This window comes from Devosia oryziradicis (assembly GCF_016698645.1).
Taxonomy (GTDB): domain Bacteria; phylum Pseudomonadota; class Alphaproteobacteria; order Rhizobiales; family Devosiaceae; genus Devosia; species Devosia oryziradicis.
The window spans coordinates 1,159,775-1,186,408 of record NZ_CP068047.1 but is presented as its reverse complement, the minus strand read 5'-3'; the positions used below and the strand labels follow the sequence as shown (position 1 = coordinate 1,186,408).

Annotated in this window: 31 protein-coding genes and 1 pseudogene; 15 read left to right on the top strand and 17 right to left on the bottom strand. The window is 64.1% G+C overall.

Annotated features, from left to right (window positions below):
- The first annotated feature begins 76 nt into the window (after nucleotides 1-76).
- On the top strand, nucleotides 77-1,063 hold the full coding sequence (locus tag JI749_RS05960) for a flagellar motor protein MotA (RefSeq protein WP_201660706.1): 987 nt from the start codon (nucleotides 77-79) through the stop codon (nucleotides 1,061-1,063).
- A gap of 3 nt (nucleotides 1,064-1,066) precedes the next feature.
- The gene (locus JI749_RS05955; RefSeq protein ID WP_201660703.1) at nucleotides 1,067-2,092 is read left to right on the top strand and encodes a peptidoglycan -binding protein; all 1,026 of its coding nucleotides are present in this window, start codon (nucleotides 1,067-1,069) and stop codon (nucleotides 2,090-2,092) included.
- A 145-nt stretch (nucleotides 2,093-2,237) separates the two neighbouring features.
- On the opposite strand, the gene JI749_RS05950 is transcribed toward JI749_RS05955, so the two are convergent.
- Complete coding sequence (locus JI749_RS05950) at nucleotides 2,238-4,049, bottom strand: ABC transporter ATP-binding protein (RefSeq protein ID WP_233280885.1); 1,812 nt, start codon at nucleotides 4,047-4,049, stop codon at nucleotides 2,238-2,240.
- 217 nt (nucleotides 4,050-4,266) lie between these two features.
- Here JI749_RS05950 and rpmE point away from each other — a divergent pair, with 217 nt between their 5' ends.
- Together rpmE and JI749_RS05940 are read left to right on the top strand one after the other, a co-directional pair.
- A complete protein-coding gene (gene rpmE, locus JI749_RS05945; RefSeq protein ID WP_201660700.1) occupies nucleotides 4,267-4,488 on the top strand; it encodes a 50S ribosomal protein L31 in 222 nt (73 codons plus the stop codon).
- A 67-nt stretch (nucleotides 4,489-4,555) separates the two neighbouring features.
- A complete protein-coding gene (locus tag JI749_RS05940) occupies nucleotides 4,556-4,840 on the top strand; it encodes a YciI family protein (protein ID WP_201660697.1) in 285 nt (94 codons plus the stop codon).
- Here the strand turns inward: JI749_RS05940 and rcdA are convergent.
- Nucleotides 4,837-5,352 carry a protease adaptor protein RcdA gene (gene rcdA, locus JI749_RS05935; RefSeq protein WP_233280884.1) on the bottom strand — a complete coding sequence of 172 codons (516 nt, stop codon included), beginning with the start codon at nucleotides 5,350-5,352 and terminating at the stop codon, nucleotides 4,837-4,839. The genes JI749_RS05940 and rcdA overlap by 4 nt on opposite strands.
- 292 nt (nucleotides 5,353-5,644) lie before the next feature.
- Complete coding sequence (locus JI749_RS05930) at nucleotides 5,645-5,854, bottom strand: hypothetical protein (protein ID WP_201660694.1); 210 nt, start codon at nucleotides 5,852-5,854, stop codon at nucleotides 5,645-5,647.
- A 186-nt stretch (nucleotides 5,855-6,040) separates the two neighbouring features.
- Between JI749_RS05930 and JI749_RS05925 the strand changes: the two genes are divergently transcribed.
- A complete protein-coding gene (locus tag JI749_RS05925) occupies nucleotides 6,041-6,250 on the top strand; it encodes a hypothetical protein (protein WP_201660691.1) in 210 nt (69 codons plus the stop codon).
- Here JI749_RS05925 and JI749_RS05920 read toward each other — a convergent pair.
- Entirely contained in the window at nucleotides 6,247-6,429 is a 183-nt protein-coding gene (locus tag JI749_RS05920) for a DUF1192 domain-containing protein (RefSeq protein WP_325166762.1), read from the bottom strand. The two genes, JI749_RS05925 and JI749_RS05920, sit on opposite strands and share 4 nt — an antisense overlap.
- An 85-nt stretch (nucleotides 6,430-6,514) precedes the next feature.
- Between JI749_RS05920 and JI749_RS05915 the strand changes: the two genes are divergently transcribed.
- The 4 genes from JI749_RS05915 (at nucleotide 6,515) to JI749_RS05900 (ending at nucleotide 11,038) form a co-directional block, all read left to right on the top strand.
- Nucleotides 6,515-7,525 carry an NAD(P)H-quinone oxidoreductase gene (locus JI749_RS05915; protein WP_233280883.1) on the top strand — a complete coding sequence of 337 codons (1,011 nt, stop codon included), beginning with the start codon at nucleotides 6,515-6,517 and terminating at the stop codon, nucleotides 7,523-7,525.
- Nucleotides 7,526-7,648: 123 nt separating this feature from the next.
- Nucleotides 7,649-8,377, top strand: coding sequence for a DUF1013 domain-containing protein (locus JI749_RS05910; RefSeq protein WP_201660688.1), 729 nt, complete (start codon nucleotides 7,649-7,651; stop codon nucleotides 8,375-8,377).
- Between the two features lie 18 nt (nucleotides 8,378-8,395).
- A complete protein-coding gene (locus JI749_RS05905; RefSeq protein ID WP_201660685.1) occupies nucleotides 8,396-10,246 on the top strand; it encodes a monovalent cation:proton antiporter-2 (CPA2) family protein in 1,851 nt (616 codons plus the stop codon).
- A gap of 24 nt (nucleotides 10,247-10,270) precedes the next feature.
- Nucleotides 10,271-11,038: a sulfite exporter TauE/SafE family protein gene (locus JI749_RS05900; RefSeq protein WP_201660682.1), complete on the top strand. Its 768-nt coding sequence runs from the start codon at nucleotides 10,271-10,273 to the stop codon at nucleotides 11,036-11,038.
- Nucleotides 11,039-11,105: 67 nt separating this feature from the next.
- Here the strand turns inward: JI749_RS05900 and JI749_RS05895 are convergent, their stop codons facing one another.
- Entirely contained in the window at nucleotides 11,106-11,279 is a 174-nt protein-coding gene (locus JI749_RS05895; protein WP_201660679.1) for a YdcH family protein, read from the bottom strand.
- Nucleotides 11,280-11,438: 159 nt separating this feature from the next.
- Here JI749_RS05895 and JI749_RS05890 point away from each other — a divergent pair, with 159 nt between their 5' ends.
- The 3 genes from JI749_RS05890 (at nucleotide 11,439) to JI749_RS05880 (ending at nucleotide 13,314) form a co-directional block, all read left to right on the top strand.
- On the top strand, nucleotides 11,439-11,654 hold the full coding sequence (locus JI749_RS05890) for a YdcH family protein (RefSeq protein WP_201660676.1): 216 nt from the start codon (nucleotides 11,439-11,441) through the stop codon (nucleotides 11,652-11,654).
- Between the two features lie 76 nt (nucleotides 11,655-11,730).
- A complete protein-coding gene (gene purE / locus JI749_RS05885; protein WP_201660673.1) occupies nucleotides 11,731-12,225 on the top strand; it encodes a 5-(carboxyamino)imidazole ribonucleotide mutase in 495 nt (164 codons plus the stop codon).
- A 3-nt stretch (nucleotides 12,226-12,228) separates the two neighbouring features.
- On the top strand, nucleotides 12,229-13,314 hold the full coding sequence (locus JI749_RS05880; RefSeq protein WP_267911662.1) for a 5-(carboxyamino)imidazole ribonucleotide synthase: 1,086 nt from the start codon (nucleotides 12,229-12,231) through the stop codon (nucleotides 13,312-13,314).
- A gap of 3 nt (nucleotides 13,315-13,317) precedes the next feature.
- On the opposite strand, the gene JI749_RS05875 is transcribed toward JI749_RS05880, so the two are convergent.
- Nucleotides 13,318-14,004: an alpha/beta fold hydrolase gene (locus JI749_RS05875; RefSeq protein WP_201660670.1), complete on the bottom strand. Its 687-nt coding sequence runs from the start codon at nucleotides 14,002-14,004 to the stop codon at nucleotides 13,318-13,320.
- Between the two features lie 234 nt (nucleotides 14,005-14,238).
- Between JI749_RS05875 and rpsU the strand changes: the two genes are divergently transcribed.
- A complete protein-coding gene (rpsU, locus tag JI749_RS05870) occupies nucleotides 14,239-14,517 on the top strand; it encodes a 30S ribosomal protein S21 (protein WP_201660667.1) in 279 nt (92 codons plus the stop codon).
- A 78-nt stretch (nucleotides 14,518-14,595) separates the two neighbouring features.
- On the opposite strand, the gene JI749_RS05865 is transcribed toward rpsU, so the two are convergent.
- The 4 genes from JI749_RS05865 to JI749_RS05850 form a co-directional block, all read right to left on the bottom strand.
- Complete coding sequence (locus tag JI749_RS05865) at nucleotides 14,596-15,804, bottom strand: multidrug effflux MFS transporter (protein ID WP_201660649.1); 1,209 nt, start codon at nucleotides 15,802-15,804, stop codon at nucleotides 14,596-14,598.
- 59 nt (nucleotides 15,805-15,863) lie between these two features.
- Nucleotides 15,864-16,673, bottom strand: a complete 810-nt coding sequence (locus tag JI749_RS05860) for an alpha/beta hydrolase (protein ID WP_201660646.1) — start codon at nucleotides 16,671-16,673, stop codon at nucleotides 15,864-15,866.
- Nucleotides 16,674-16,842: 169 nt separating this feature from the next.
- Nucleotides 16,843-17,481, bottom strand: a complete 639-nt coding sequence (locus tag JI749_RS05855; protein WP_201660643.1) for a DsbA family oxidoreductase — start codon at nucleotides 17,479-17,481, stop codon at nucleotides 16,843-16,845.
- 69 nt (nucleotides 17,482-17,550) lie between these two features.
- Complete coding sequence (locus JI749_RS05850; protein ID WP_201660640.1) at nucleotides 17,551-18,093, bottom strand: tryptophan-rich sensory protein; 543 nt, start codon at nucleotides 18,091-18,093, stop codon at nucleotides 17,551-17,553.
- A 330-nt stretch (nucleotides 18,094-18,423) separates the two neighbouring features.
- Here JI749_RS05850 and JI749_RS05845 point away from each other — a divergent pair, with 330 nt between their 5' ends.
- Nucleotides 18,424-18,630, top strand: coding sequence for a SlyX family protein (locus JI749_RS05845; RefSeq protein ID WP_201660636.1), 207 nt, complete (start codon nucleotides 18,424-18,426; stop codon nucleotides 18,628-18,630).
- On the opposite strand, the gene JI749_RS05840 is transcribed toward JI749_RS05845, so the two are convergent.
- The 7 genes and pseudogenes from JI749_RS05840 to JI749_RS05810 all read right to left on the bottom strand — a co-directional run bounded on the left by JI749_RS05840 (nucleotide 18,627) and on the right by JI749_RS05810 (nucleotide 24,959).
- Nucleotides 18,627-19,238 carry a LysE family translocator gene (locus tag JI749_RS05840; protein WP_201660633.1) on the bottom strand — a complete coding sequence of 204 codons (612 nt, stop codon included), beginning with the start codon at nucleotides 19,236-19,238 and terminating at the stop codon, nucleotides 18,627-18,629. The two genes, JI749_RS05845 and JI749_RS05840, sit on opposite strands and share 4 nt — an antisense overlap.
- Nucleotides 19,239-19,262: 24 nt before the next feature.
- Entirely contained in the window at nucleotides 19,263-20,666 is a 1,404-nt protein-coding gene (locus JI749_RS05835; RefSeq protein WP_201662593.1) for an NAD(P)(+) transhydrogenase (Re/Si-specific) subunit beta, read from the bottom strand.
- An 8-nt stretch (nucleotides 20,667-20,674) separates the two neighbouring features.
- Nucleotides 20,675-21,037 (bottom strand): proton-translocating transhydrogenase family protein, encoded by a 363-nt coding sequence (locus JI749_RS05830; RefSeq protein WP_201660630.1) that lies wholly within the window; start codon nucleotides 21,035-21,037, stop codon nucleotides 20,675-20,677.
- A gap of 264 nt (nucleotides 21,038-21,301) precedes the next feature.
- Nucleotides 21,302-22,585, bottom strand: a pseudogene (locus JI749_RS05825) (Re/Si-specific NAD(P)(+) transhydrogenase subunit alpha); the annotation flags it as partial.
- Nucleotides 22,586-22,649: 64 nt separating this feature from the next.
- Nucleotides 22,650-22,817, bottom strand: coding sequence for an aa3-type cytochrome c oxidase subunit IV (locus tag JI749_RS05820; RefSeq protein WP_201660621.1), 168 nt, complete (start codon nucleotides 22,815-22,817; stop codon nucleotides 22,650-22,652).
- Between the two features lie 51 nt (nucleotides 22,818-22,868).
- The gene (locus tag JI749_RS05815; RefSeq protein WP_201660618.1) at nucleotides 22,869-24,671 is read right to left on the bottom strand and encodes a M3 family oligoendopeptidase; all 1,803 of its coding nucleotides are present in this window, start codon (nucleotides 24,669-24,671) and stop codon (nucleotides 22,869-22,871) included.
- A 99-nt stretch (nucleotides 24,672-24,770) separates the two neighbouring features.
- Nucleotides 24,771-24,959, bottom strand: a complete 189-nt coding sequence (locus tag JI749_RS05810) for a hypothetical protein (RefSeq protein ID WP_201660615.1) — start codon at nucleotides 24,957-24,959, stop codon at nucleotides 24,771-24,773.
- Nucleotides 24,960-25,125: 166 nt separating this feature from the next.
- Here JI749_RS05810 and JI749_RS05805 point away from each other — a divergent pair, with 166 nt between their 5' ends.
- On the top strand, nucleotides 25,126-26,610 hold the full coding sequence (locus JI749_RS05805; protein WP_201660612.1) for a sigma-54-dependent transcriptional regulator: 1,485 nt from the start codon (nucleotides 25,126-25,128) through the stop codon (nucleotides 26,608-26,610).
- Nucleotides 26,611-26,634: the final 24 nt, after the last annotated feature.

Below are 26,634 nucleotides of genomic sequence, written 5' to 3'. Positions count from 1 at the left end.
TTCCGATTGCCCGACCCGCCTGCGCTGACTACTCTGCCCTTCGTGATTTGCGCGTAAGGGGCAAGGTTCAGGCAAGATGACGCAAGGCTACGATCCCTACCACCTGGCCAGCCCGACCGTTTACCTCGTCAAGATCGTCATATTCCTGGTGCTGGTCGCGCTGGTCGCAGCGATCCTGTTCACCAATATCGTGACCTTCTTCTGGGCCAATCCCTTCATCAATTCGCTGATCTTCCTGTCGCTGTTCATCGGCATCTTCCTCAGCTTCCGCCAGGTGATCCGGCTGTTTCCCGAGGTGAAGTGGGTCAATTCCCTGCAGGATGGCACCAGCACCAACGTTCGTCCGCCCATCCTGCTCGCCCCCGTCGCCGGCATCCTGCGCGAGCGGATCGGGGAGGCGGTGATCACCCCGTCCTCGATGCGCTCCATCCTGGATTCGGTTGGCAACCGGCTCGACGAGGCCAAGGATACCTCGCGCTACCTCACCGGCCTTCTGGTGTTCCTGGGCCTGATGGGCACCTTTTACGGCCTGCTCGAAACGGTGAGTTCGGTGGCCGGCGTGATCAATGCGCTCGACCCGACCACGGGCGATACCGCCTCCCAGTTCGGCACCTTGCAGGAGGGCCTTGCTGCGCCTTTGGGGGGCATGGGCACTGCCTTCTCGTCCTCGCTGTTCGGTCTGGCCGGCTCGCTGGTCCTGGGCTTTCTCGATCTCCAGACCAGCCAGGCACAGAACGCCTTCTATACCGATCTCGAAGACTGGATGACCTCCATGACCGAGCTCGACCACCCGGTCACCGCCATGCAGGCCAATGCCGGCGGTCCGGAAATGCAGGCCATGTTCGACCGGCTGGGCGACAGCATGCAGAGCCGGGATTCCTCGCAGAACGCCATTCGTGCCATGGCCGAGCTGGCGCGCGGCATCGACGGCCTGGTCAAGCATATCCGCACCGAACAGGACGACTTGCGTAAGCATATCACCGAACAGGGCGAGACCAACCGCAAGCTGCGCGAGCTGATCGAGGCCGTGCTCTCACAAGCCGACAACGAGGGGCGGAACTGATCCATGCCGGCAGCCCGTTCACGCCGGCGCGTCGAAGCCAATTACTGGCCGGGCTTTGTCGACGCCCTGTCGAGCCTGCTGCTCGTCATCATCTTCATGCTGAGCCTGTTCATGCTGACCCAGTTCTTCCTGGGCCAGGAGTTGCAGGGGCGCGACACTGCCCTGTCCCGCCTTAATTCGCAGATTGCCGAATTGACCGACCTGTTGCAGCTCGAGCGTGCCAACTCGGACGACCTGACCAACCAGCTGGCGACGCTGACCGCAACCCTGGGCGCGGCGCAGGCTGACAATGCCAGCCTCACCAGCCAGCTTGCCGGGATCGGCGCGGGCCTCGGCGACAAGGATGCCACCATTGCCGGCTTGCAGGATGACCTGCTGAGCGCGCAGGAACTCTCGGACGAGGCCAATGCCCAGGTCGTCCTGCTCAACCAGCAGCTGGCCGCTCTGCGCACCCAGATCGGAGCGCTCGAAGCCGCGCTCGAAGCTTCCGAAGCCCGCGACAGCGAATCGCGCACCCAGATCGCCGATCTGGGCCGCCGTCTCAACCTGGCGCTGGCCCAGCGCGTGCAGGAACTGAGCCGTTATCGTTCGGATTTCTTCGGCCGCCTGCGCGATATCCTCGCCGGCCGCGCCGATGTGCGCATTGTCGGGGACCGTTTCGTCTTCCAGTCCGAAGTGCTGTTCGAGCCCGGCCAGGCCGACATTTCGCCCGAAGGAACGCCCCAGCTCGACGCCCTTGCCGCCGCCATCCTGCAGCTTGAAACCGAAATCCCGCCCGATATCAACTGGGTGCTGCGCATCGATGGCCACACCGACATACGCCCCATTTCCAACGCCCGCTTCCCATCAAACTGGGAACTGTCCGCCGCCCGCGCCATCTCGGTGGCGCAATATCTGGTGACCAAGGGCGTCTCGCCCAACCGCCTGGTGGCGGCCGGCTTCGGCGAGTTCACGCCGCTCGATCCGGGGCAGACCGAGGAAGCCTACCGCAGGAACCGGCGCATCGAGTTCAAGCTGACCGAGGGGTAGTGGCGCTCTTTACCTCTCCCTTTGGGGGAGAGGTCGACTTGCGAAGCAAGGCGGGTGAGGGGGCCTTTTCTTGGCGCCGTGCGAGGAGAAGGCCCCCTCACCCGGCGCTGCGCGCCGACCTCTCCCCCAAGGGAGAGGTGAAGAGTCAGCCGACGTCATCCAGCCGGAACTGCAGCTTTGCCAGTTCGGCATAGCGGCCGCCTTTGGCGACCAGCTGGTCATGCGTCCCTTGGTCGATGACACGGCCGCCATCGAGCACCAGGATATTGTCGGCGTCGCGGATGGTGGCGAGGCGATGGGCGATGACAAGCGTCGTCCGCCCCGCCATCAGGTGTTCCAGAGCCACCTGCACCAGGCGCTCGCTTTGGGCATCGAGCGCACTGGTGGCTTCGTCCAGCAGCAGGATGGGGGCATTCTTGAGGATGGCGCGCGCAATCGCCAGCCGCTGCTTCTGCCCGCCCGACAGCGTAACGCCGCGCTCGCCGACCATCGTGTCGTAGCCGAGCGGCAGGTCCTGGACGAAGTCATGCACCAGCGCTGCGCGCGCGGCGGTCTCCACCTCAGCCTGGCTAGCATCGGGTTTGCCGAAGCGGATGTTATCGGTAATCGTACCGGCGAAGATGGTCGGTTCCTGCTCGACATAGGCGAAGCGCTGCCGCAGGTCGCGCAGGCCCGCATCGCGGATATCGATGCCATCGACGCGGATCACGCCACCGCCGACATCGTAGAAGCGCTGCAACAGCGACAACGTCGTCGATTTGCCCGAGCCCGAGGCGCCCACCAGCGCCACCGTCTCCCCGCGGCCGACCGAGAAATTGAGGTCCGACAGGACCGGCTCCGCACCGTCATACGAAAACGACACGCCCTCGAAGGCCACCGTGCCCAGCGCCGGCGACGGCAGGGCCACCGGCTTGGCGATCTCTCGGATGGTCGGCTGGGTGTCCAGAATTTCGGTCAGCCGTTCGGTGGCGCCTGCCACCGACTGCAACGTCCCCAGCACTTCGCTGACATTGGTCAGCGCACCCGAGGCCATCAGGGCATAGACCAGGAACTGCGCCAGCTGTCCGGCCGTGACGGTGCCCTCAAAGACCGAACGGGCACCCCACCAGACGAGGAATACCAGGGCCGCGGTGCCCAGGAAGATCACCATACCGACCAGCACCGAGCGCGCCAGCAGACGGCGCACCTCGGCGCGGTAACTGGCCTCGCTGCGCTCATCATAATGGGCAGCCTGCACCGGCTCCTGGGTAAAGGACTTCACCGTCCGCGTGGCGCCGAGCATTTCGGTCGCCATGGCGGAAAGATCGGCCAGGGCATCCTGCGTCTTGCGCGACATGCCGCGCAATCGGCGGGCGAAGGTGATAACGGGGAACAGGATGGCGGGCGCCGCAACCACCACGGCCAGGGTCAGGATGGGGCTGGTCAGCAGCATCATGACCAGGGCGCCGATAATGGTGACCATCGAGCGCAGGGCCAGCGAGAAGCTCGACCCCACCGCGCCGCGGATCATCGCCACGTCGCCGTTGAGCCGGCTGGTCAGCTCGCCCACCCGGTGCGTGTCGAAATATTTCGCGTCCAGCCGCAGCAGATGCGCGAACACCGCCTGGCGTAGGTCAGCCAGGACGCGCTCGCCGATGACCGAGATGAAATAGAAGCGCGCGCCGCTCGCAAAGGCCATGACCGCGGCAATGCCGATGATCAACCAGCCATAGCGGCCGACATTTTCCAGGTTCTGCGCTACGAAGCCCTGGTCGATCGCACCGCCCAGAGCCGCCGGAATGGCCAGCGAAGCGACAGTCGAGATCAAGAGGAACGCGATCGTCAGTCCAAGCTGCCAGGGATAGCGCAGCATGAACGGCAGCAGCTTGCGCAGTGGCTGCAGTTTGCGGGGATTGACCACGGGGGTCGAAACCATCTTTTCGGGATCGGCCTGAACCGGGACGGCCTGGTCTGTCATCGCTCGGTCATGCCACGCTGCTTGAGGGCCGGATCGTCCGGGCCGCGCTTGAGGCTCCGATATAGGCCCGGACCGCAGGAGCGGCAACAGCCCGCACCATGCGAAATTGCCGCGCCCGCGCCCTTGCGGAAGGACCGGGCTTTCTGTATGAAGCCGCCAACACCAGTTTTGATGCTCTCCGGGCGCCGCGGCGCCCGTTTGATTTGAGGCGACACCGATGAAGGCAGATACCCATCCGGACTACCACATGATCAACGTGGTGATGACCGACGGCTCCAAGTACCAGACCCGTTCGACCTACGGCAAGGAAGGCGACACCCTTCAGCTGGACATCGACCCCAAGACCCACCCGGCCTGGACCGGCGGCACGGGCCAGCTGCTCGACCGTGGCGGCCGCGTCTCCCGCTTCAAGGAGCGCTTCAAGGGCCTGGGCATCTAAGCCAGTCCGCTATGAATTCAAAAGCCCGGCCATCGTGCCGGGCTTTTTCATGCCCGAGGGAGGCTCCATGTTCGTCCTGACGCTGACCTATACCGCCCCCCTCGAAGAGGTGGACGAGCACGTTCCGGCGCATATCGACTGGATCAAGGCCGGCTATGCCAGCGGTACATTCCTGGCTTCGGGGCGTAAGGTGCCCCGCACCGGCGGCTTCATCCTGGCCAAAGGGGACAGGGCCGAGATCGAAGCGCTGGTCGCCATCGACCCGTTCATGCTGGCCGGCGTCACCACCTACGATGTTACTGAAGTTGCGGTCTCGTTCACGGCCCCAGGCCTGGAACAGCTCAAGGCCTAGCGGCCGAACGCCGCCTTGAGTCGCGCGAGCTGATCGGCAATGCCATTGGCGGTGCCGGGATCGAGTTCGGGCATCTTGCCGCGCTCAAGCGTATCGAACTGCATCACCCGGTCGAACAGCCGGTCGCCCTTGTCGATGTAGAGCCGGAGCGTTTCGGGTAGCTGGTCATATCCCGGGCCACCCCGCTCCGACGGCGTCGCGGAAAACTTCACCTTCTCCTTTTCGGAGCGGGCATTTTCCTTGGAGATCTCGCCCTCGTTGACCGCGCGCTGCAACAGCAGCCATGAGGCCAGTTGCATCAGCCGCGTCGTCAGCCGCATGGATTCGGTGGCATAGAGAAACGAGGCTTCCCGCCCCAGGATACGGCTCTCCTTGCGGCCGTCGCCATCCAGATAGGATGCCACTTCCTCGATGAGCCCCATGCCCTCGCGATAGAGCAGGCCAAATCCACCCGAGGCCACGATGCGCGGGCCGATGGCGATTGCCGAACCTGTTTCGTCGACGTCGGTCAAATGCTGCTCCCTTGCACGCCATGCTAGGCGCAATCGATCCGGGCGTCATCCCTTGTGGATGATCAAGCTGAAAGGAGCTTTAAAAACAGGGCCGTACCATGGCCAACGCCCGCCGGAAAAGAAAAAGAGCGGTAAGAACCGCTCTCGAAGTTAACAGGGAGGCGTCAAACAGAGGGAGAAACCACTCTGCAAAATCCAGAACAATCTGAATAATGCGAGGTTACCCTGCAGAGATTAATTGCAGGTTAACGAGAGTCGATTTCTTAACCCTGCCCGTTGCCGTCCTGTTGACTTAGCTGAGCTGCACTGGCGGCCGCTCCAAGAGCGCCCGGCCGGTCAGCGTGATCAGGTGAGCCCCGCCAACGGTTTCCAGCCACCCCTTCGCCTCGATGCGTGCCAGTTGCTGGGGCGATGCGGTAGCCGAAGAACCGCTGGCCAGCAGTTGCAACTGTTCGAGATCGAGCGGTCGCACGCCCTCCAGCACAACGTCGCGCTCCGTCATCGTCCGCACTCCCTCTGGACCGATCTGATCGCCCAAGGTTAGCCCGCTCGGCGGCGGTCGCAACGTCAACCCTCCGTTAAGCCTAACGGCATGGTGAACGCTTTATGAACGCTCCGTTCCGCCTGCATGCAGCCGAACTGGTGTTTTCTGCTGACAATGGCATTCCGCCAGCGTCGAGAGGCAATCATGACCACAATTTCTGCTGGAGCCGCGGCCGGCCTGCTGGTCGCGCTCATGGTAATGTCCACCACCGATGGCCACACGGCGGAGCTGCCGGTCGCCAGCCAAGCCAAGGGCTTCGCCCATCCGGGCGACACCAAGGGGTTCAACCCGCAGCCCGATCCGCCGCGCGACCTTCGCGCAAATACCGCGGTCGCCGGCGACGGCTCCGTCTAGAATTTGAACGCGGCGTCCGCGGCCTTGCGCGTGGCGCCGCGCGCCTCGATGCCTGCCTTGAGCCGGACAATCTCGGCTTCGAGCAGGCCGATGCGCTCTCGCAACTCGTCCACCGACAGGGTGTCGATCGGCATGCCGACCTCGTGGGCCTTGGGCTTCTTGATTTCTTCGTCGAACATTTCCAGCCTCCTGTGCCAGCGTTGAAGGGCGACCTTAACGCGCCAAGGGCTTGCGGAGCAAATCTGCTTCGCCCAGCATGGCGGCATGACCCCGAAACAGATGCTGGCCATTGCAATAAGCCGCCCCGGCGGCCCCGAAGTCCTCGCTTCGCAAACCGTGCCCGTGCCCCGATGCGGTGCCGGTGAAGTCTTGATCCGTGTCGCCGCCGCCGGCGTCAACGGGCCTGACCTGGCCCAACGCCGTGGCCAGTATGATCCACCGCCAGACGCCTCCCCCCTGCCCGGCCTGGAAGTGGCCGGCGAAATCGTCGCCCGCGGTGACAATGCGAGCGGCTGGCAGGTCGGGGACCGGGTGATGGCCCTGACCAATGGTGGCGGCTATGCCGAATACGCAGCGGTCCCATCGGGGCAGGTTCTGCCGGTTCCCGACGGCTGGAGCCTGGTCGAAGCGGCCGCCCTTCCCGAAACCTGGTTCACCATCACCCAGACGCTGGTGATGCGGGCCGGGCTCACGCCGGGCATGTCCGTCCTGGTGCATGGCGCGGCAGGTGGGATTGGCGGGGCTGCCATCCAGATCGCCACTATACTGGGCGCACGGGCGATCGGCGTGGTGTCATCGCCCGCCAAGGCCGACTATGCCCGCCGCCTGGGGGCGGTCGCGACCATCGATTATTCGACCGAGGATGTCGCTGTCAGGGCCCTCGAGCTGACCGATGGCAAGGGGGTCGACCGGGTGGTCGACATCATCGGCGGCGCCATGGCGGAAAAGAACCTCGCCGCTTGCGCGCGCCTGGGCCACATCGTGCAGGTATCGACGCTGGACGGAGCCAGTGCCAGCCTCTCGCTGCGCACCATCATGGCCAAGCAGCTGACACTGTCGGGTTCGACCCTGCGACCGCAGACTTCAGCCACCAAGGCGGCCATTGCCGACCGCATCCGCACCGACCTTCTGCCGGCCCTCACGAACCCGGGCTTCGCAAAACCGGCTGTCACGACGTTCCCGCTGGACCGGGCTGCCCACGCCCATCGCGCAATGGAGGCGCGCGGCCATGTCGGCAAGATTGTGCTGGTGACGGAGTTCGGGGCCGGGGATTAGGTCCACATCGCCATTGCGGATCGGCCGCTGAACTCATATATTGGGCACTGTTCCCCTCAGCATGAAGCAAAGAGGCGGAGCGGCCCGGAGGAAAACCGGCCGCGCCTGCAGGAGAGATTTATCATGACCACGCCACTGTTGATGCCCAAGGCGACCGCTGTCTGGCTTGTCGACAATACCGCGCTGTCATTCGAGCAGATCGCTGCCTTCTGCACGCTGCATCCCCTCGAAGTTCAGGGCATTGCCGATGGCGACGTCGCCGGCGGCATCATGGGCGTCAACCCGATCCAGAACGGTCAGCTGACCCGCGAAGAGATCGAGAAGGCCGAGGCCGATCCGAACTATCGCATGAAGCTGAGCGAGCCCAAGGTTCGCGTCGCCGCCGCCAAGCGCAAGGGCCCGCGCTACACCCCCATTTCGCGCCGCAACGAGCGCCCCAATGCCATCAAGTGGCTGGTGCGCAACCACCCCGAACTCAAGGACGCTCAGATCATGCGTCTGGTCGGCACGACCAAGTCGACCATCGATTCGGTGCGTGAATCCACCCACTGGAATTCGGCCAATCTTGCGGCCATGGATCCGGTCACGCTTGGCCTGTGCAGCCAGATCGACCTCGACCTCGAAGTCAAGCGCGCCAGCAAGGGTGGCCCGGGCGTGGATGAACTTGCCGAAGGCACCATGCTGATGACCGCCGAGGAAGCGCTGGCCCGCGCCGGCGGCCGTGGCCACGCCGAAGGTGAAGACAACGAGTTTGCCGCCAACGACCATCGCCCCGAGCAGGCGCAGGACGATTTCGACGCCGACTCGGTGTTCGCCAAGCTCAAGTCGCTCAAGAGCGACACCGACAACTAGGATAGTCTGGCCAGCGGAATGGAAAACAACATCCTGCTGGCCATTTTCGTTATCCTCGCGACCAGCGTCGCGATGGTGCCGCTCGCCAAGGCGGCCGGCCTGGGCACGGTGCTGGGCTATCTGGCGGCAGGCGTCCTGATCGGACCCTTCGGCCTGGGCTTGGTGTCCGACAGCGACATTATCCACCAGATCGCCGATTTCGGCATCGTCATGATGCTGTTCCTGATCGGGCTCGAACTGCAGCCCCGGGAACTCTGGCGCATGCGCCACAAGGTTCTGGGCCTGGGCGTCACCCAAATGGTGGCGACCTCCATCGTCATCGCGCTGACGCTGATCCTGGCCGGCTTCGCCGTCAATATCGCGGCCATCATCGCGCTGGCACTGTCGATGTCCTCAACCGCCATTGCCATTCAGTCGGCCCAGCAGCGGGACATCACCCGCACCGATGCCGGCCGCGCCAGCCTGGCCGTGCTGCTGGTGCAGGACGTCTCGGTCATCCCCGTGCTGGCCGCCATTCCGCTGCTGGCCATGTCGACCGGCGCGATCGATCGGGAAGTCACCGAGGCAGTCGAAGCCATTGCCGACCCGCTCGACTGGATCACCCCGCTCATCATCATCGGCGTCTTCATCGTCGCCCTGATTTCAGGGCGCTATCTGGTCCGACCGCTCCTGGGTCTGGTGGCCCGTGCCGGCGTCCGCGAGGCGTTCACCGCCCTCGGCCTCGCCATCGTCTTCGGCGCGGCGCTGCTGGCCCAGGCCAACGGCTTTTCGCCGGCCATGGGTGCCTTTATCGGCGGGGTGCTGCTGGCCGACAGCGAGTACCGGCATGAACTCGAGAGCAACTTGGAGCCCTTCAAGGGCCTGCTGCTCGGCCTGTTCTTCATCTCGGTCGGCATGTCGATCGCCTTCGACGTGCTCTGGTCCCAGCCCATGCGGCTGGCGGCACTCGTTATCGGCTTCGTCGGCATCAAGGTCACTGTCCTGTTCGTGCTGACCAGCATGTTCCGCATGCACCTGGCCGACCGGCTGCTGGTGGCGATCCTGCTCAGCCAGGCCGGCGAATTTGCATTCGTCATCTTCCAGTTCGCCGAGCGCGTCGGCGCGATGGGCGAGGCCGACCATGCCATCCTGGCGGTAGCCGTGGCGCTGTCCATGGCAACGACCCCGCTCCTGCTGCTGGCCTTCGACCGACTCGTCGCACCGCGCCTCGACGCCCGTCGTCGCCGGGAGCGCGCTGACGATCCCATCGACGAGCACGGCAATATCGTCGTCCTGGGCTATGGCCGCTTCGGCCAGATCGTCACCCGCATGCTGCGTGCTCAGGGCTTCGAAACCACGCTGATCGACGACGACGCCGCGCAGATCGAGCTGGTGCGCAAGTTCGGCGTCAAGGTCTTCTACGGTGACGCCTCCCGCCTGGCACTGCTTCATGCCGCAGGGGTGGAACGTGCGGACCTGGTGGTCATCGCCGTCGGGGGCCGCGAACGCATCCTCGGGATTGCCCGCACGCTGCGCCGGCACTTTCCCAATGTCCCCATTGCCTCTCGCGCCATCGATCGCGGCCATGCCCACGAACTGATGGCGCTGGGCGTCGAAATTTTCGAACGCGAGACCTTCCTGTCGGCGATCAGCCTCGGCACCAAGGTGCTGACCCAGCTGGGCGTGGCGCCGATAGACGCCATGCACATGGCCCAGGCGTTCGAGCGTCACGACAACCAGTTGCTGCAGGACAGTTTCGCTGTCCGCCACGACGAGGATGCCTATGTCGGCATGGTGCGCCACTCCATGGGGCTGCTCAACGAGGCCATGCGCAGTGACTCGCCATCTACCATTCCAGTTGACAAGCCCGCGCCGAAGCGTACCGAGTAGTACCACCTTCCCCGGACTAACCCCATGCCCATCTTCGATCCCTATTTCGTCACGGTCGCCGTGATCGCGGTGCTTATTGTCGGCCTGTCCAAAGCCGGGTTGCTCGGCAGCCTGGGCATGGTTGGCGTTCCCCTGCTCAGCCTGGTCATGCCCGCGCGCGATGCGGCCGGCATGATGCTGCCCGTCTTGCTGGCCATGGATGTCATCGCCGTCTGGACCTATCGCAAGGACATCGACTGGCGCATCCTGCGCATTATGCTGCCAGGCGCCGCTGTCGGCACCTTGCTGGGCTGGGCTCTGTGGTCCCTGGTTTCCGACGACGGCGTCCTGCTGTTCGTCGGCGTGGTGACGCTGCTCTTCATCCTCGACGCCATTCTGCCGATCCGCAAGAAGCTCGAGGGCCTCCCGCCGTCCAAGCCATGGGGCACGTTCTGGGGTGGCTTTGCCGGCTTCACCAGCTTCATCAGCCATACCGGCGGCCCGCCGTTCCAGATCTACGTGCTGCCGCAGCGGCTGCCGCCGCCGCTCTATTCCGGCACAAGCTCGGTCTTCTTCGCCATCGTCAATACGGCCAAGCTGATCCCCTATTTCTTCCTGGGGCAACTCAGCCTGCACAATCTCAGCCTATCGGCCTCACTGATCCCGGTGGGGCTTGTGGGAGTCCTTGCCGGCGTGTGGCTGGTCCGGCGCATCTCGATGGTTTGGTTCTACCGCATCGCCTATTGGCTGGTCTTCCTGCTGTCGCTCTACATCATCTGGAAGGGTGCGACCGGCCTCGTCACCGGCGCATGAGGCAATAAAAAAGGGCCGCAGCACATGCTGTGACCCTTCATTCCCCGAGGGGATAAACCTGCGCCGCTTACTGGGTCGTCGTGGTATACTTGTAGAGTTCGTCCTTCACTTCGAGTTTCTTGCGCTTGAGTGCGCTTACCATCAGATCGTCGTGCCGGGTATTCTGCAGTTCGGCCTGGATCTGGCGGTCCAACTCCTGGTGGCGCCTCTCGAGCGCCGCGATATGCCCTTCAGTCGTCATGACAACTCCTTGAAAGCCTCTCTTGGACGAATCGATCGTCACAAATAATTCACGACTTGTCGACTGCCTTCGGAACACCTCTGGAAATCTGGTGCAAAACTCGGCGTGATCAGTTAACCAGAGGTAACGGCGCAGGCGGTAGGGGCACGCGGAAAATCCATGCTTTCGCTCACCAAGGAACAGGAAGCCATCCTGGGTCTGGAACTGGCCACCAAGCGCCAGGAACATAGCGATCTCAATGCAGCGATCGATACGCTGACCGAGTCCAACATTGCCGATCGGATGCTGATTCAGCGCCTCAAGAAGCGCAAGCTGGCGCTCAAGGATCGCATCGTGCAGCTCGAGAATATCCTGCTGCCCGACATCATCGCCTGAGCGCCCTGCCGCCTTGTTTTGTGGCTAAATCTGGGCTAAATGCGCGCTTTGTGGAGCTTGAGGGACCCAAGGCTCTATGCTGACCAAACCACTCGTCGCCATCGTCATGGGCAGCCAGTCCGACTGGCCCACCATGCGCCTCGCCGCCGAGACGCTCGAGGCGCTGGAAGTCGAATACGAGGCGCGGATCGTCTCGGCCCACCGCACCCCCGAACGCCTGGTTGATTTCGCCACCAATGCCCGCGCCGAAGGCTTCAAGGTCGTCATCGCTGGCGCCGGCGGGGCCGCACACCTGCCCGGCATGATCGCCTCGATGACCCCGCTGCCGGTCTTTGGCGTCCCGGTCAAATCCAAGGCTCTTAACGGACAGGATAGCCTCCTTTCCATCGTGCAGATGCCCGGCGGCATCCCGGTGGGCACGCTGGCCATCGGCGAACCCGGCGCGATCAATGCGGCGCTGATCGCCGCGGCCGTGCTGGCGCTGTCGGACGACGACCTGGCCGATCGGCTGGACGCCTTCCGCGCTCGCCAGTCCGCCGCCGTTCCACTCTTTCCCGCAGATACCGAGTAAGCCTTGGCCCAAGACATTTCCACGCTGCCTTCTGGCAGCATGATCGGTATTCTGGGCGGCGGGCAGCTCGGTCGCATGCTGTCGCTGGCGGCCAGCAAGCTCGGCTTTCGTACCCACATCTTCTGCCCCGATCCGCTGAGCCCGGCCTTCGAGGTCACTTCGCACAAGACCGTCGCCGCCTATGACGACGAGGCAGCGCTGGCCGCCTTCGCCGACGCCGTTGACGTCATCACCTACGAGTTCGAGAACGTGCCGGCCGCCACCGCCCAGTTCCTGGCCGCGCGCAAGCCACTGCGGCCCGGTGCCAATGCCCTGGCCGTGTCGCAGGACCGGCTCGCCGAAAAGAGCTTCCTCGCCAGCAAGAACATCCCCGTAGCGCCGCACCGCGCCGTCGAGACACTCGCCGACCTCGAGGCCGCCATCGATGCCCTGGGGCTGCCCGCGGTGCTCAAGACCACGCGGCTGGGTTACGACGGCAAGGGGCAGCGCGTCATCCGCGAGCGCGCCGAAGCTGCTGCGGCCTTTGCCGAACTCATGCCCAAGCCGCTGGTGCTGGAAGCCTTCGTACCGTTCGAAAAAGAAATCTCGGTCGTCGTGGCACGCAATACATCAGGCGAAGTCCGCGCCTTCGACGCTGCCGAGAATGTGCATCGCCACCACATCCTCTTCACCTCGACCGTGCCGGCCGATATCCCGCCCGGGGTAGAAAAGCATGCGGCCATGCTGGCCAAGGTCATCGTCGTGGCACTCGATTATGTCGGCGTGCTCGGCGTCGAGTTCTTCGTCATCCCGGGTGAGCGACCGACATTGATGGTCAACGAAATTGCCCCGCGCGTCCATAATTCCGGTCATTGGACCGAGGCTGTCTGCCTCACCGACCAGTTCGAGCAGCACATTCGCGCCGTTGTCGGCTGGCCGCTTGGGGATCCGGCACGGATGGCCGATGTGGTGATGGAAAATCTGGTCGGCGACGAAGTGCTGGCCATTCCCGCCGCGCTCGACGGCAACACACAGCCCCATCTCTACGGCAAGACCGAAGTCCGCGCTGGCCGGAAGATGGGGCATGTGAATCGCATCACGCGACCGTAGCCTCTACCGCGCTAGCCATTCCTTCATCGCCGCCACCACCGCGTCGGGTTTTTCCATCGTCGGCAGATGCCCGCTACCTGCGAATTGGACCAGCGTTGCGCCCGCGATTCCGGCGGCTATCTCTTTGGCCAGTGCTGGCGGCGTCAATTGGTCGAGTTCCCCTACGCCAACCAGTGCTGGCACCGTGATCTGCGCCAGTGTGGGGCGCGAATCTACCCGGCCCATGATCGCTGCCTGCTGCCGCAGGTAGGCGTCGGGGCCGACTCGTTCGGACATGGCATGCACCTCCTCGGCCAGGGCGCTTTCAAGATGGGCCGGCGCCAGCAGGCCCGGCAGCATGGCGCGCGATACAAGGCCGAATTTGCCCTCCCTTACCGCGGCCATGCCGCTCCTGCGTGTCTGCTTGCGCGCATCATCGTCCGGCCGGGCGGAGGTATCGAGCAACGCCAGGTGTGTCACCCGTTCGGGGGCCCGCCGCATGATCTCGAGCGCCACGTAGCCGCCCATGGAAAGACCTCCCAGAGCGAATCGCGCCGGCGCATTCGCCAGCGTTCGCGCCGCCATCGCTGCTATCGAGTCATCCTGCGTCAGGTCGGCCACCCTGGCCGGCATGCCCAGCCCGGCGGTCACGTCGCGCCACAGGCGGTCATCACAGATCAATCCCGGCAGCAGCAGCAGATCGCTTGTCATCGTCGGCCCCTGAAGGCAAAATCACCGGGCTCGACTGTTCCGCTCAATGCGACCGAGAGCAAGGCTGCGGGGTTCAGATCCGCGGTTTTTCTCATCGGCACAGTGGACAAGCCCAGATAGCTGGGCTATAGAGCGGCCCACGGTGACTGGCTCTGCTGGTCGGCGACGGTGTTTTTTGGCTCCGGCGCTATCATCCAAACCCACATGTCTAAGCTTCGAAAGGGCGGTTGACCTTTGCAAGTAGTCGTTCGCGATAACAACGTTGACCAGGCGCTGCGCGCGCTGAAGAAAAAGCTGCAGCGCGAAGGCGTCTTCCGTGAGATGAAGCTGCGCAACTACTACGAGAAGCCCTCCGAGAAGAAGGCTCGCCAGAAGGCCGAGGCCGTTCGCCGCGCCCGCAAGCTGGCTCGCAAGCGCGCCCAGCGCGAAGGCGGTCTGCCCGCTCCGGCTCCGGCAGCACGTCCCGGCCAGGCCGGCGCAGGTCGTCCGGCATCGGCCGCTCCGCGCAGCTAGGTTTGACACGTTGAATTTGAGAACGCCGTCCTTCGGGGCGGCGTTTTTGTTTTGCCTTGTCCTCGAAGACACCACCGATCAACGGTTTCGCTTGCTCCGGGCTAAATCCAGCAGCGCCACGCCGATCACCATCACCGCCACGACCGGCAATTGGATGACCAGCGCCGTCCGTGCATCTCCGAACAAGGTGCCGGCGGCCAACGAGCCGACAAACCCGCCCCCGACCTGGAAGAAACCGGTCAAGGCGCCAGCCGCCCCGGCAATGGCGCCAAAGCCGGCCATCGCCGCAGCGGTGGCGGCCGGGCTGATGAAGGCCAGACCCAGCATCCAGATGCCGACAGGCGCCATAATGGCGGCAACCGAGTTGGGAAATACCCGTGGCAGGACGCCGAAGGCGAGACCGCTGACGCCGAGCAGACACAGGGCGATGACCAGGAGTTGGTTTCCGCTGATGCGCCGGGAGAGATAGGTCACCACCAGATTGCCGAGGATGAAGGAGGCTGTCTGCACCAGCATGGCCATGGCGAACTGGAACGGGGTCAGTCCCATCCCTTCGATCAGGATGAAGGGCAGGAGCGCGGTGAAGCCGTGGAAGCCAGTAAAGGTCAGCCCTAGCAGCAGCGAGGGAAACATGAAGTCTGGGGCCGCCAGCAACCGACGGTAATTTGCCAGGATCGTCCCCGGCCGGAACGGCACGCGCGCCGCCTCGGGCAAAGTCTCGCGGGCATTGGTGGCCATCAATGCCAGAATGGCGAGGCCGAACCCGGCCATGACGACGAACATGTAGTGCCAGGTTCCCAATTGCAGGATGATGCTGCCAAGGGTCGGCGCCACGGCAGGCGTGACGGTGAGAATGAGGTTGATCAGCGTCAGGATGCGAATGGCCTCGCTGCCCACGAACTGGTCGCGCACCATGGCGCGCGACAGCGCCACGCCGGCCGAGACGCCGAAGCCCTGGACGAACCGCCCGATGAACAGCACTTCCAGAGACGGCGCTGCCACCGCGATCAGGCTGCCCAGGACATAGATGGCAAAAAAGAGGAGGCCCACATTGCGGCGCCCGTATCGGTCCGACAAAGGCCCGCAGATCAGCTGGGCCAGCGCAAAGGCGGCGAAATAGACCGTGAGCGTGAGCTGGATGCCGGTCGTCGTCGCGTCCAGATCCTCCACCAGCGTGGGCAGGGCCGGCTGATAGAGCGTCAGGCTGAGCGGACCGGTGGCCACCATCAAGCCGCCGATCAGGGCGGTGCGGCGGGCGCTCATCGGCGTCGGATGGGAAGAAGTCATGGCAGGGGAAACCGGAGTGATCCCCGCTCTTGCGCCTTCCCCGTTGGCAGGGTCAAGCCCTACTGCGTCATGGCCCGTTCGAAGAAAGGCATGGCGTGGCTCCATATGCCGCGGGCCCACAGGTCACTATGTCCCGCCCCCGGCTCGATCCAGAGTTCGTCCTTGTTCGGCACCAGTGCATAGAGACGCTCACCATTGCTGACCCCGATGGTGACGTCGGCGGTGCCATGCGCCACCAGCACCGGTTCGCTGACGTCTGCTATCCACTCATTGACCGGGAACTGGTCCTGCATGACGAGGCCTACCGGCAGGAAAGGGTAGCGTTCCCACGCCACCGTAACCGCGGACAGGAACGGGGTTTCCAACAGGAGCGCCTTGGCGTCGCGCACGCTGGCCACATAGGTGGATGGACCCGAGCCCAGCGAACGCCCCCAGATCACCAGCGGAAAGCCCTTGGCCGCCGCCCAGTCGAACATGGTGGTGGCATCTTCGAGAATGCCCGCCTGGCTGATGCTGCCCGGCGAGGCGGGAAAGCCGCGATAGTCGAAGGCGACAAAACCATAGCCGTCTGCCACGAACTGCTCGTAGCGCTCGTGTTCCCGGCTGAAGCTGCCAGAATTGCCCTTGTAGTAGACGATGACGGGCATGCCGGCCCGCGGCGCCTGATACCAGCCATGCACTACGCCATCGCCCGAAGGCACCGCAATCTCTTCGGCGCCGACAAGCGCAGTCTGGGCCAACGGCGTCACCTCGCCCTTGGCGTCATACTGCAGCGCCCGCTGATTGACATACATGTAACCAACAGCCGCGGCGTAGAGCACGACGACCAGGACCAGCAGGGAAACGGCGATACGGCGCAGCAGCTTCACGGGATGACCTCACGAGATTCGAGGAAAACCTACACGAACTCCCCAACTTCGTCCCGTCTTCGATCGTCACCCTCGGGCTTGACCCGAGGGCGCTACACTTGCGAAACGCTCAGTCAGTGAAGAGCCCTCGGGTCAAGCCCGAGGGTGACGCGCGGTGGGTCGAGAGGACTCAAAGCTCGCTGATCGTCTGCTGCAGCGCCCGCTCGAACACTTCGTCCGGTTGGGCGCCGGAGAGCGCATATTTCTCGCCGAACACGAAGAAGGGTACGCCGCGGATACCCTGCGCTGCGGCATCGACCGCCAGTTGCTCGGTAATGCCGAGTTCATGCTCGTCATTCATCGCATCGATGGCATCGCCGCGATCAAAGCCATATTCGACCGCGATGTCAGCGAGGACGTTGTCGTCGTTGATCTGCCGGTGTTCAAGGAAGTAGGCATTGGCGATGGCATTGGCCAATTCATGCTGAATGCCCAGAGGCTTGGCCAGCCGGGTGATCGTGTGCGCCTTCTTGGTCGGGTACATGCGCGGCTGCTGGCTGAGATCGAGCTCGACGCCAGCCTTGCGCGCCTCCCCTTCCACGCGCGCCCACATCTCCTTGGGGTCGCGGCCATACTTTTCGCGTAGCATATCGGCCACGACGACCCCTTCGGCCGGTGTATTGGGATCGAGGTAGAACGGATGGTTTTCAACCACCACCTCGATGTCGTCAGGCAGGGCGGCGATGGCCTTGTCCAGCCGCGCGGAGCCGACCAGGCACCAGGGGCACACCACGTCGGTGAATACGTCTATCTTGAGCAGCTTGGTCATGGGGACAATCCTGTTTGTCCCTCAGATGGCGCGGAATCGGGCCGGCGGCAAGGACGCACCCGGAGGTAACTAGGCCCCGCCCTGGCTGTTGGTTACCGCAAAGGGCGGCGACCAGGCGGCAACGAAGCTGAGGCCGACAAACGTGCTGAAGCCGATCCAGACCATCCCCGGCATCATGACAAGTGCCGCCTTCCGGTCCACGGCCGCCGTGCGCGCACTGGCGCCCAGGCCGACGATCAGCAGCGCAAAAGCCACCAGGCTCAGCATCAGGGAATCGAGCGGCGCGACAAGAAACGGAAAGGCGATCATGCCAGCCATCAGTGCCACAAGCCACCAGCCGGCAGTCTGGCCAGTTGCACCACGACGGGCAACCATCCAGCGGGCCGCGCCGAAGAGCGGCAAGGTCCCCAGATGCAGCACCGCACCGGCCCAGCCGGGCAGGCCCATCGGCGAAAAGAACAGCGGCAGCATGCCATTGAGCTCGGCAAGCCCGTTGGCGATGACGAACACTGCCAGCGGCAGCGCCGCGCTGAGCACCAGACCCAGGGCGTTGTGCCGATCCGCATCGAACGCGGCAAAGACTGATTTCGAACCTGTTGCGCTGGCCGCCATTTGTCGGCTCCCGCTCTGCTGTTACCTGGCAAACCAACAGCCGGGGCCGCAAAAGGGTTCCGTATACGTCAATGGCTTCGCATGGCGGCCAACCGCCACAAGCCCCGCTTCATGGTGGCGCGGCACGCAAACCTGGCGCCATCTCCGTTCGTTGAAGTCGCGCGGCGCAACGAGATCGTAAAGCGCCGCATCCTCGTAGAGCTCACTCTAGCGCCTCCCAAGACACGCCATCTGGCGCGATCAAATCGCGATATAGCCGGGCGCGCAGCTGCCATCTGGCATCTGGGCGAACCGACGGGCTTGCGCTAGAAGCGAGCCAAGGAGCCTGCAATGACCGATTTCGTCGAACGCCTCGAAGCGCTCGAAACGCGCATAGCGTTCCAGGACCAGACCATCGAGGACCTCAACGCCACCATCACAGCGCAATGGCGGCAGATCGACCTGCTCACCCGCAAGCTCGAGCAGATGGAAGAGCAGGTGCGCTCGGGGGTGCACATAGCCGACCCGGCGACCGAGCCGCCGCCGCCACATTACTAGCGCGCGGTTGTCAGGGCTACCCAGAGAGCGACCGCCAGCAAGAGAGCGGCAAACACGCCGCCCATGACCCTGCGGCTGCCGGACTGGGTCAGGGCCGGTTGAACTGCGCTGGCCAGGAGAACCACCCCCGCATGGATGGCTGTCGCCACCGCGACGTAGATCGCGGCAAGCAGCACCAACTGTCCCTGCGACTGCGGCGTTGCCTGGAAGCTTGGCATCACGGTGATATAGAACAGCGCAGCCTTGGGGTTGAGCAGGTTGTTGATCAACCCGCGCCGGAACGAGCGCCAGCCTAGCTGGCCGGGATCGAGGGCCTCGACTGGCCGCTGCGCATCGGCCCATGCGTCATACGACAGATAGACCAGGTAGGCGATGCCCGCCCAGCGCAGGCTCTCGTAGAGCCAAGGCCGGCTTCCGATGAACTCGCCGATGCCAAACGCGGCCAAGGCGGCAAGCAGAGCAAGGCCAAGGGCGACGCCAACGACGGCAAACAGCCCCGCAAGGCGGCCTCGCTCAGCACTCAGCACCGCCAGATAGGCCATGTTCGGGCCGGGCGTCAGCTCGATGGCGATGCAGGTTGCGACATAGGAAAGAAGAACGGAGGTCACTTTCGCGCCTCCGTCCTCAATTGATCAGTGCCCCAGCGACTTGACGATGTCCTCGGTCACCTTCTTGGCGTCACCGAACAGCATCATCGTATTGTCGCGGAAGAACAGCTCGTTCTGGACTCCCGCATAGCCGGCTGCCATGCCGCGCTTGATGAACAGCACCGTGCCGGCATCTTCGACATTGAGCACGGGCATGCCGTAGATCGGCGAGCTCTTGTCGGTTTTGGCGGATGGGTTGGTCACGTCATTGGCACCGATGACGAAGGCCACGTCCGACTGGGCGAATTCGGAGTTGATATCCTCCAGTTCGAACACTTCGTCATAGGGCACATTGGCCTCCGCAAGCAGCACGTTCATATGCCCCGGCATGCGGCCCGCCACCGGATGGATGGCGTATTTGACCGTCACGCCCTCCGCCTTGAGCAGGTCGGCCATTTCGCGCAATGCGTGCTGCGCCTGGGCCACGGCCATGCCGTAACCGGGCACGATGATGACCTTACCGGCATTCTTCATGAGGAATGCCGCGTCCTCGGCTGCACCCTGCTTGACCGGGCGATCGTCCTCGGCCGCCCCCGCTGCCGAAGCGCTGTCGCCACCGAAGCCACCCAGGATCACCGAGATGAAACTGCGGTTCATCGCCTTGCACATGATGTAGCTCAGGATCGCGCCCGAGCTGCCCACCAGCGCGCCGGTAATGATCAGCGCCGTATTGCCCAGCGTGAAGCCGATGCCGGCGGCGGCCCAACCCGAATAGGAATTGAGCATGGAGACCACGACCGGCATGTCGGCGCCGCCGATGGGGATGATCATCAGCCCACCCAGCACAAGGGCCAGGATGGTGATGGCCCAGAACAGCCATGGATCGGCCGAAACGGTGAAGGCCCAGATGAGCAGCACGATCGCAACGCCCATCACGATGTGAATGGCGTGGCGCGCCGGCAGGATGATCGGCTTGCCGCTCATATTGCCGTTGAGCTTGGCGAAGGCGATGACCGAGCCGGTGAAGGTGAAGGCGCCAATGGCCACGCCGATCGACATTTCGACCAGCGCCTGGGCGTGGATATCGCCTGGAACCCCGATGCCGAAGGCCTCGGGCGCGTAGAGCGCTGCTGCGGCCACGAACACGGCAGCAAGGCCGACCAGCGAGTGGAATGCCGCCACCAGCTGCGGCATGTCGGTCATCTTTACGGTGCGGGCCATATAGGCGCCGATGCCGCCACCGATGCCGATGCCGCCGATGATCAGCGCCCAGCTGATCCAGTCGGACGGAGCCGCGACGGCCAGCGTGGTGACGATGGCGATGCCCATGCCCACCATGCCGAAAGTGTTGCCCTGGCGCGAGCTCTTGGGGCTCGACAGGCCACGCAGGGCCAGGATGAACAGCACACCCGAGACGAGATAGAGCAGCGCTGCGATATCTGCAGAGATCATCGGCGTTAGCCCTTCTTCTTGTACATTGCCAGCATGCGCTGGGTGACGAGGAACCCGCCGAAAATGTTGACGCTGGCAAAGACCAGCGCGATGAAGCCAAACACCTTGCTGACCCAGTTGGCATCAGCAGCAAGCTGCACGCCCACGGCCAGCAGGGCACCCACCACGATGACCGAGGAGATGGCGTTGGTGACGCTCATCAGCGGCGTATGCAGCGCCGGGGTCACCGACCATACGACGAAATAGCCCACGAAGATCGCCAGGACGAAAATGGCGAGACGGAAGGTGAAAGGGTCGATGGCGCCCCCAACAGCCGCATGCGCAGCTGCCGCAATGACATCGGCGGTCTGTTCTGCCGTGGCTTCCATTTACTTGGCTCCCTTGGGTGCAGCAGGCTTTGCTGCGGGCTTTTTGGCTGCGGCGGGCTTCTTGGCTGCCGCCGGTTTGGCCGCAGCCTCTGACTTGGCAGCAGGCTTCTTGGTCGCGGCCGGCACGGCAGCAGCCGCATCGATCACCGCCGCCGCCTTCTTGGTGGCCGCGCGCTTGGCGGGCGTGGCCGGTGCCTCGGCTGCAGCCGGAATGGACTGCTCCACGCCCGGTGCCGCCTTCTTTGGCGCATCGGCCATTGCCGGCACTTCCACCTTCTTTGCTGCCGGCTTCCTGGAGGGCGCGGTCGAGGTGGCACCGGTCTTGGCCTTAGCAGCCTTGGCTTCGACCGTCTTGGCCGGGGCCTTGGGCGCAGCCTTGGCCACGGCGACGGGCTTGGCCTCCTTTGCCGGGGCAACTGGCGCTGCAAAGTTGGGATGCACCACATTGCCGTCGCGGGTCAGCACAGTCGCCTTGACCAGCTCGTCATCCCAGTTGATGGCCAGTGCCTTGGCCTTGGCATCGATCAGCGTGGTGAGGAAGGCGAGCAGGTTGCGCGCATAGAGCTGGCTGGCCGTGGTCGGGATGCGACCCTGCACGTTGGTGTAGCCGATGATCTTGACGCCGTTATGTTCGATGACCTTGCCGGGCACTGTGAGCTCGACATTGCCGCCGCGCTCCGCCGCGAGGTCGACGATGACGGAGCCGGGAGCCATCGACTCCACCATTGCCTTGGTGATCAGCCGCGGCGCCGGGCGCCCCGGGATCAATGCCGTGGTGATGACGATATCCTGCTTGGCAATGTGGCTGGCGGTCAGCTCGGCCTGCTTGGCCTGGTACTCCGCCGACATCTGCTTGGCATAGCCGCCGGCGGTTTCGGCCTGCTTGAACTCGTCGTCCTCGACGGCAACGAACTTGCCGCCCAGCGACTCCACCTGCTCCTTGGCGGCGGGGCGCACGTCGGTCGCCGACACCACGGCACCCAGGCGTTTGGCCGTCGCAATGGCTTGGAGGCCTGCAACGCCCGCACCCATCACGAAGGCCTTGGCCGGACGCACCGTGCCGGCCGCGGTCATCATCATGGGCAGGGCGCGCTCGAATTCGGCAGCCGCCTCGATGACACCCTGATAACCGGCCAGGTTGGCCTGGCTGGAGAGGATGTCCATCACCTGCGCGCGGGTGATGCGGGGCATGAATTCCATGGAGACGGCGGTGACGCCGGCCCTGGCCAGGTCGGCGACATCCTTGTCATTGCCATAGGGGTCGAGCGCGCCGATCACCAGCGCACCCTTATTGACGCCGGCCAGCGCAGCCGCGCTTGGGCGGCGGACGGTCAGTACCACATCGGCGCCCTTGAGCGCCGCGTCGGCACTGGCCGCGATGGTCGCACCGGCTTCGGCAAAGTCCTTGTCGAGGATGCGCGAACCCAGGCCCGCGCCCTTTTCCACCGAAACGCTAGCGCCCAGCGCAATCAGCTTGCCCACCGTTTCGGGGGTCGCCGCGACGCGGTTCTCTCCCTCGAAACGCTCGCGGACGATCGCAATTTTCATGAAAGTCTCCTGCCCGCCTGCCCGACGGACAGGCTCGATTCAAGTGCCTGTATGCGCGGAAGCGTCAGGGTTTGATAACGAAATACAAGATGATCGTGGTCACCGCGAGCGCCAGGACGGTCCACTTCACCAGCGTGATGAAGCCATTGTAGGTGGCCTCGTGCTGGGCATAGTCCATCGGCGATTCCACCTGCAGCTCGGAGTGGTGTTCGGGGCGGTGCTTAGTGGCCATGTCGTCCTCGTTAGTCCAGTACTCTCAAAGTCCATGCGCCGGAAGTCGGCCTCACGGGGAGGTGGCTTCCAGCTCGTCGATCAGGCCCTCAATCATGCTGAGGCCGAGCGACCAGAATTGGGGATCCTTGGCGTCGAGCCCGAACGGCGCCAGCAGTTCGGAATGATGCTTGCTTCCCCCGGCCTTGAGCAGCTCGAAATAGCGCTCCGCAAAGCCCTCATTGGCTTTCTCATACTGTGCGTAGAGCGAGTTCACAAGGCAGTCGCCGAAGGCATAGGCATAGACATAGAAGGGCGAGTGGATGAAGTGGGGAATATAGGCCCAGAAGATGTCGTAGCCTTCGTTCTGCACGATGGCGTCGCCCAGCGACTCCTTCTGCACGTCGAGCCAGATCTGGTTGATTTCCTCGGTCTTGAGCTCGCCATTGCGGCGCGCGGTGTGGACGCGCCGCTCGAAGGTATAGAACGCGATCTGGCGCACCACGGTATTGAGCATGTCCTCGACCTTGCTCGACAGGAGGGCAAAGCGCTGCTTGGGGTCGGTCGTCTGGTTGAGCAGGTGACGGAAGGTCAGCATCTCGCCGAACACCGATGCCGTCTCGGCCAGGGTCAGCGGCGTATTGCTGAGGATCGGCCCCTGCGCCGCCGCCAGGCGCTGGTGCACGCCATGGCCCAACTCATGCGCCAGCGTCATGATATCGCGCGAGCGGCCGAGATAGTTGAGCATCAGATAGGGATGAGCGCTGGGCACGGTCGGGTGCGCAAACGCGCCCGACAGCTTGCCATCGCCGGTGGGCGCATCGATCCATCCCGAATTGAAGAACGGCGCGGCGACCTCGGCCAGCTGTGGCGAAAACTTGCCATAGGCCTCCATCACCGTTGAAACGGCGGTGTCCCAATCCCAGGTGCGTTCGTCGCTGGTCGGCAGCGGCGCATTGCGATCCCAGGAATTGAGTTGCTCCTTGCCGAACCACTTGGCCTTCATCTTGTAGTAGCGGTGGCTGAGGCGCGGATAAGCTTCCTGCACCGCCTTCTGCAGTGCATCGACCACCTCGCGCTCCACCGAATTGGCCAGGTGCCTGCTGTCGGCAATGTCCTCATAGCCGCGCCAGCGGTCGGAAATTTCCTTGTCCTTGGCCAGAACATTGGTGATGTGGGTGAACAGCCGCCCGTTGGCCGCCAGCGTCTTGCCCAGCGCACGGAACGCGCTTTCGCGCTTCTTCTCGTCCTTTTCGGACAGCAGATGCAGCGTCGATTCCATGTTGAGCGTCTCGCCATCCACCTCGAATTCGAGGCTCGACAGCGTCTCGTCGAACAAGCGGTTCCAGGCGGAATAGGCAGTCACCGACTTGTCGTGGAACAGCTCTTCGAGCTTGTCGTCGAGCTGGTAGCGCTTGGCCTTGCGCAGCTCGGCAAACCAGGTGCGGTAGCGCGCCAGCTCGGCATCGCCGGCAAAGGCTGCTTCCAGGTCCGCATCCTCGATCCGGTTCAGTTCCAGCTCGAAGAACAGCGTTTTGGTCGAAAGGTTGGTCAGCGCCTCGTTGGTGTCGCCCATTAATTTGGCGCGGTCCGGGTCGGTCGACTTCTGCGCATATTGCAGGAATGAATAGGAGCCAATGCGACCGCTCAGATCGCCCAGCGCCTCGCTGTCCTTGATGGCGGAAATCAGCTTCCCGGCCTTCGTCAGCTCGACGAGCTTGCCCTTGTAGTCGGCTTCGAACTTGGCCGCGAGCGACTTGGCCTGCTCCATGGCCGCCTTGAATTCAGGGCTGTCCTTGCCCGGATAGAGGTCCGAGAGGTCCCATACCGGGAGCGCCCCGAGTTCGTTGTGGCCTTTCTGGGCAGCGGCGGTCATGGCGTAAACTCCGGCTTGGTCAATCGCGGCGGACCTTAGCCAGCGGGGGCCGCGCTGTGAAGTGCGACCCCCGTGCAATTATGCGCCAGTAACCCAGTGTTACTGCGCGGTGGCGGGCGCTGCCGCTTCCGTCTGGTTGGCTGCCGGGCTGACGCTGGCATCGCCCATCCGCGCCGAGCCCATCATCGCCAGGCCACCGACGAACAGCGCCCCGATGATCCACAGCGCGCCGGCCAGCAGCGAGAAGCCCTCGATGAATTCCAGTCCCGTATAGCTATCGTGATGCATGGCAATCCTCCTCATGCCTGACTAATTCGCCCGCCCCTCGGCCGGTTGCCTATACGACACCGCCCGCTGCCAATTAGCCATGATTAATCGCCTCTTAAGATACCCCGCGCATCCTCCTCCCAAAACGGCACACGATTCGTGTGGCCAACAAGAAGACGGAGCTTGGATGACGCGCGTACTCGTAGTGGACGATGATCCGGTTCAGTTGCGCCTCACCGCCGAGGTCGCCAACCGTGCCGGCTTCAAGCCGCTGACCGCCACCGGCGGCGAGCAGGCCCTCACCATCCTGCGCGAAGACCGCAATATCGGTGCCATGATTCTCGACCTGGTCATGCCCGATCTCGACGGCATGGGCGTGATGGACGCCATGCGCCGCGAGGGCCTCACCACCCCCGTCATCATCCAGACCGCCAATGCCTCGCTCGAAACGGTCATCTCGGCCATGCGCAACGGCGCGGCCGACTATTTCGTCAAGCCGGTGGCGCCCGAACGCCTCGTCATCTCCCTGCGCAACGCCATGAAGCTCGATGCGCTCGAAGCCGCGATCCGCTCCGAACGCGCCCGCAAGGCCGGCACCTTCACCAGCGCCGACATGATTGCCAAGGCGCCGGCCATGGCTCGTGTGCTCTCGCTCAGCGCCAAGGCCGGAAAATCCACTATTCCCGTGCTGATCGAAGGTGAAACCGGCGTCGGCAAGGAACTGATCGCCCGCATCATCCAGGGTTCGGGCGACCGTGCCGGCAGGCCGTTCGTGACCGTCAACTGCGGCGCCATCCCACCCAATCTGGTGGAATCCGTCCTGTTCGGCCACAAGAAAGGGGCCTTTACGGGCGCCGTCGCCGACCAGCCCGGCAAGTTCGCCGAAGCCCATAACGGCACGCTCTTCCTCGACGAAATCGGCGAACTGCCGCTCGAGATCCAGGTCAAGCTGCTGCGCGCCCTGCAGGAGGGCGAGATCGAGCCGGTGGGCGCCTCCAGGGCTGAGCGCGTCAACGTCAGGATCATTTCGGCCACCAATCGACGGCTGCTGAACCTGGCCAAATCGGGCGAATTCCGTGAGGACCTCTATTACCGCCTCAACGTCTTCCCCATCTACGTCCCGCCCCTGCGCGAACGAATGGAGGACCTGGCCGCCCTTGTCGCCATGTTCATCGCCCGCTTCTCGGCCGAGGCCGGCAAGCGCGTGCTGGGCATTTCGCCCGCCGCGCTCGACATGCTTTCGGCCTATGACTGGCCGGGCAATATCCGCCAGCTGGAAAACGCAGTCTATCGCGCCATCGTGCTGACAGATGGAGCCTTTCTCGAAACGGTCGATTTTCCGCAGATCGTCGCCCAGTCCGCAGGCCGCGACAGCGCCATCAAGGCGATCGAGCAGGTCCCCGTCCCCGCGGCCCCCGTGCATATCGACACCGCGCCGGCCCGCCAGCGCGCCATCATCGAACCACCGCCAGCTCCCGACCGCTTCCTCGACACGTCAGGCGAGATCGCCGCTTTGGCCGAGATCGAGCGCGCCGCCATCGTCTTTGCCATCGAGCATCATGGCGGGCGCATGTCGCGGGTTGCCCGCGCCCTCAAGATCGGCCGCTCGACGCTCTACCGCAAACTGCACGAATACGGCCTCGCCGAAGAGCTGATCAACGACGCCGCCTAGCCATCTGCCTGTCACGACGGACGA

Bases quoted from the DNA above. Each gene is read 5' to 3' on its own strand.
- JI749_RS05920 (WP_325166762.1), bottom strand. From the start codon at position 6,429: ATGTTCGACGAAGAAATCAAGAAGCCCAAGGCCCACGAGGTCGGCATG.
- JI749_RS05930 (WP_201660694.1), bottom strand. From the start codon at position 5,854: ATGACGGAGCGCGACGTTGTGCTGGAGGGCGTGCGACCGCTCGATCTC.
- JI749_RS05905 (WP_201660685.1), top strand. From the start codon at position 8,396: ATGGAAAACAACATCCTGCTGGCCATTTTCGTTATCCTCGCGACCAGC.
- JI749_RS05805 (WP_201660612.1), top strand. From the start codon at position 25,126: ATGACGCGCGTACTCGTAGTGGACGATGATCCGGTTCAGTTGCGCCTC.
- JI749_RS05865 (WP_201660649.1), bottom strand. From the start codon at position 15,804: ATGACTTCTTCCCATCCGACGCCGATGAGCGCCCGCCGCACCGCCCTG.
- JI749_RS05915 (WP_233280883.1), top strand. From the start codon at position 6,515: ATGACCCCGAAACAGATGCTGGCCATTGCAATAAGCCGCCCCGGCGGC.
- JI749_RS05810 (WP_201660615.1), bottom strand. From the start codon at position 24,959: ATGCATCACGATAGCTATACGGGACTGGAATTCATCGAGGGCTTCTCG.
- JI749_RS05820 (WP_201660621.1), bottom strand. From the start codon at position 22,817: ATGGCCACTAAGCACCGCCCCGAACACCACTCCGAGCTGCAGGTGGAA.
- JI749_RS05895 (WP_201660679.1), bottom strand. From the start codon at position 11,279: ATGACGACTGAAGGGCATATCGCGGCGCTCGAGAGGCGCCACCAGGAG.
- JI749_RS05955 (WP_201660703.1), top strand. From the start codon at position 1,067: ATGCCGGCAGCCCGTTCACGCCGGCGCGTCGAAGCCAATTACTGGCCG.
- JI749_RS05950 (WP_233280885.1), bottom strand. From the start codon at position 4,049: ATGACAGACCAGGCCGTCCCGGTTCAGGCCGATCCCGAAAAGATGGTT.
- JI749_RS05875 (WP_201660670.1), bottom strand. From the start codon at position 14,004: ATGACAAGCGATCTGCTGCTGCTGCCGGGATTGATCTGTGATGACCGC.
- JI749_RS05830 (WP_201660630.1), bottom strand. From the start codon at position 21,037: ATGGAAGCCACGGCAGAACAGACCGCCGATGTCATTGCGGCAGCTGCG.
- JI749_RS05910 (WP_201660688.1), top strand. From the start codon at position 7,649: ATGACCACGCCACTGTTGATGCCCAAGGCGACCGCTGTCTGGCTTGTC.
- rpmE (WP_201660700.1), top strand. From the start codon at position 4,267: ATGAAGGCAGATACCCATCCGGACTACCACATGATCAACGTGGTGATG.
- JI749_RS05960 (WP_201660706.1), top strand. From the start codon at position 77: ATGACGCAAGGCTACGATCCCTACCACCTGGCCAGCCCGACCGTTTAC.
- JI749_RS05940 (WP_201660697.1), top strand. From the start codon at position 4,556: ATGTTCGTCCTGACGCTGACCTATACCGCCCCCCTCGAAGAGGTGGAC.
- JI749_RS05850 (WP_201660640.1), bottom strand. From the start codon at position 18,093: ATGGCGGCCAGCGCAACAGGTTCGAAATCAGTCTTTGCCGCGTTCGAT.
- JI749_RS05900 (WP_201660682.1), top strand. From the start codon at position 10,271: ATGCCCATCTTCGATCCCTATTTCGTCACGGTCGCCGTGATCGCGGTG.
- JI749_RS05815 (WP_201660618.1), bottom strand. From the start codon at position 24,671: ATGACCGCCGCTGCCCAGAAAGGCCACAACGAACTCGGGGCGCTCCCG.
- JI749_RS05845 (WP_201660636.1), top strand. From the start codon at position 18,424: ATGACCGATTTCGTCGAACGCCTCGAAGCGCTCGAAACGCGCATAGCG.
- JI749_RS05890 (WP_201660676.1), top strand. From the start codon at position 11,439: ATGCTTTCGCTCACCAAGGAACAGGAAGCCATCCTGGGTCTGGAACTG.
- JI749_RS05925 (WP_201660691.1), top strand. From the start codon at position 6,041: ATGACCACAATTTCTGCTGGAGCCGCGGCCGGCCTGCTGGTCGCGCTC.
- JI749_RS05855 (WP_201660643.1), bottom strand. From the start codon at position 17,481: ATGACCAAGCTGCTCAAGATAGACGTATTCACCGACGTGGTGTGCCCC.
- purE (WP_201660673.1), top strand. From the start codon at position 11,731: ATGCTGACCAAACCACTCGTCGCCATCGTCATGGGCAGCCAGTCCGAC.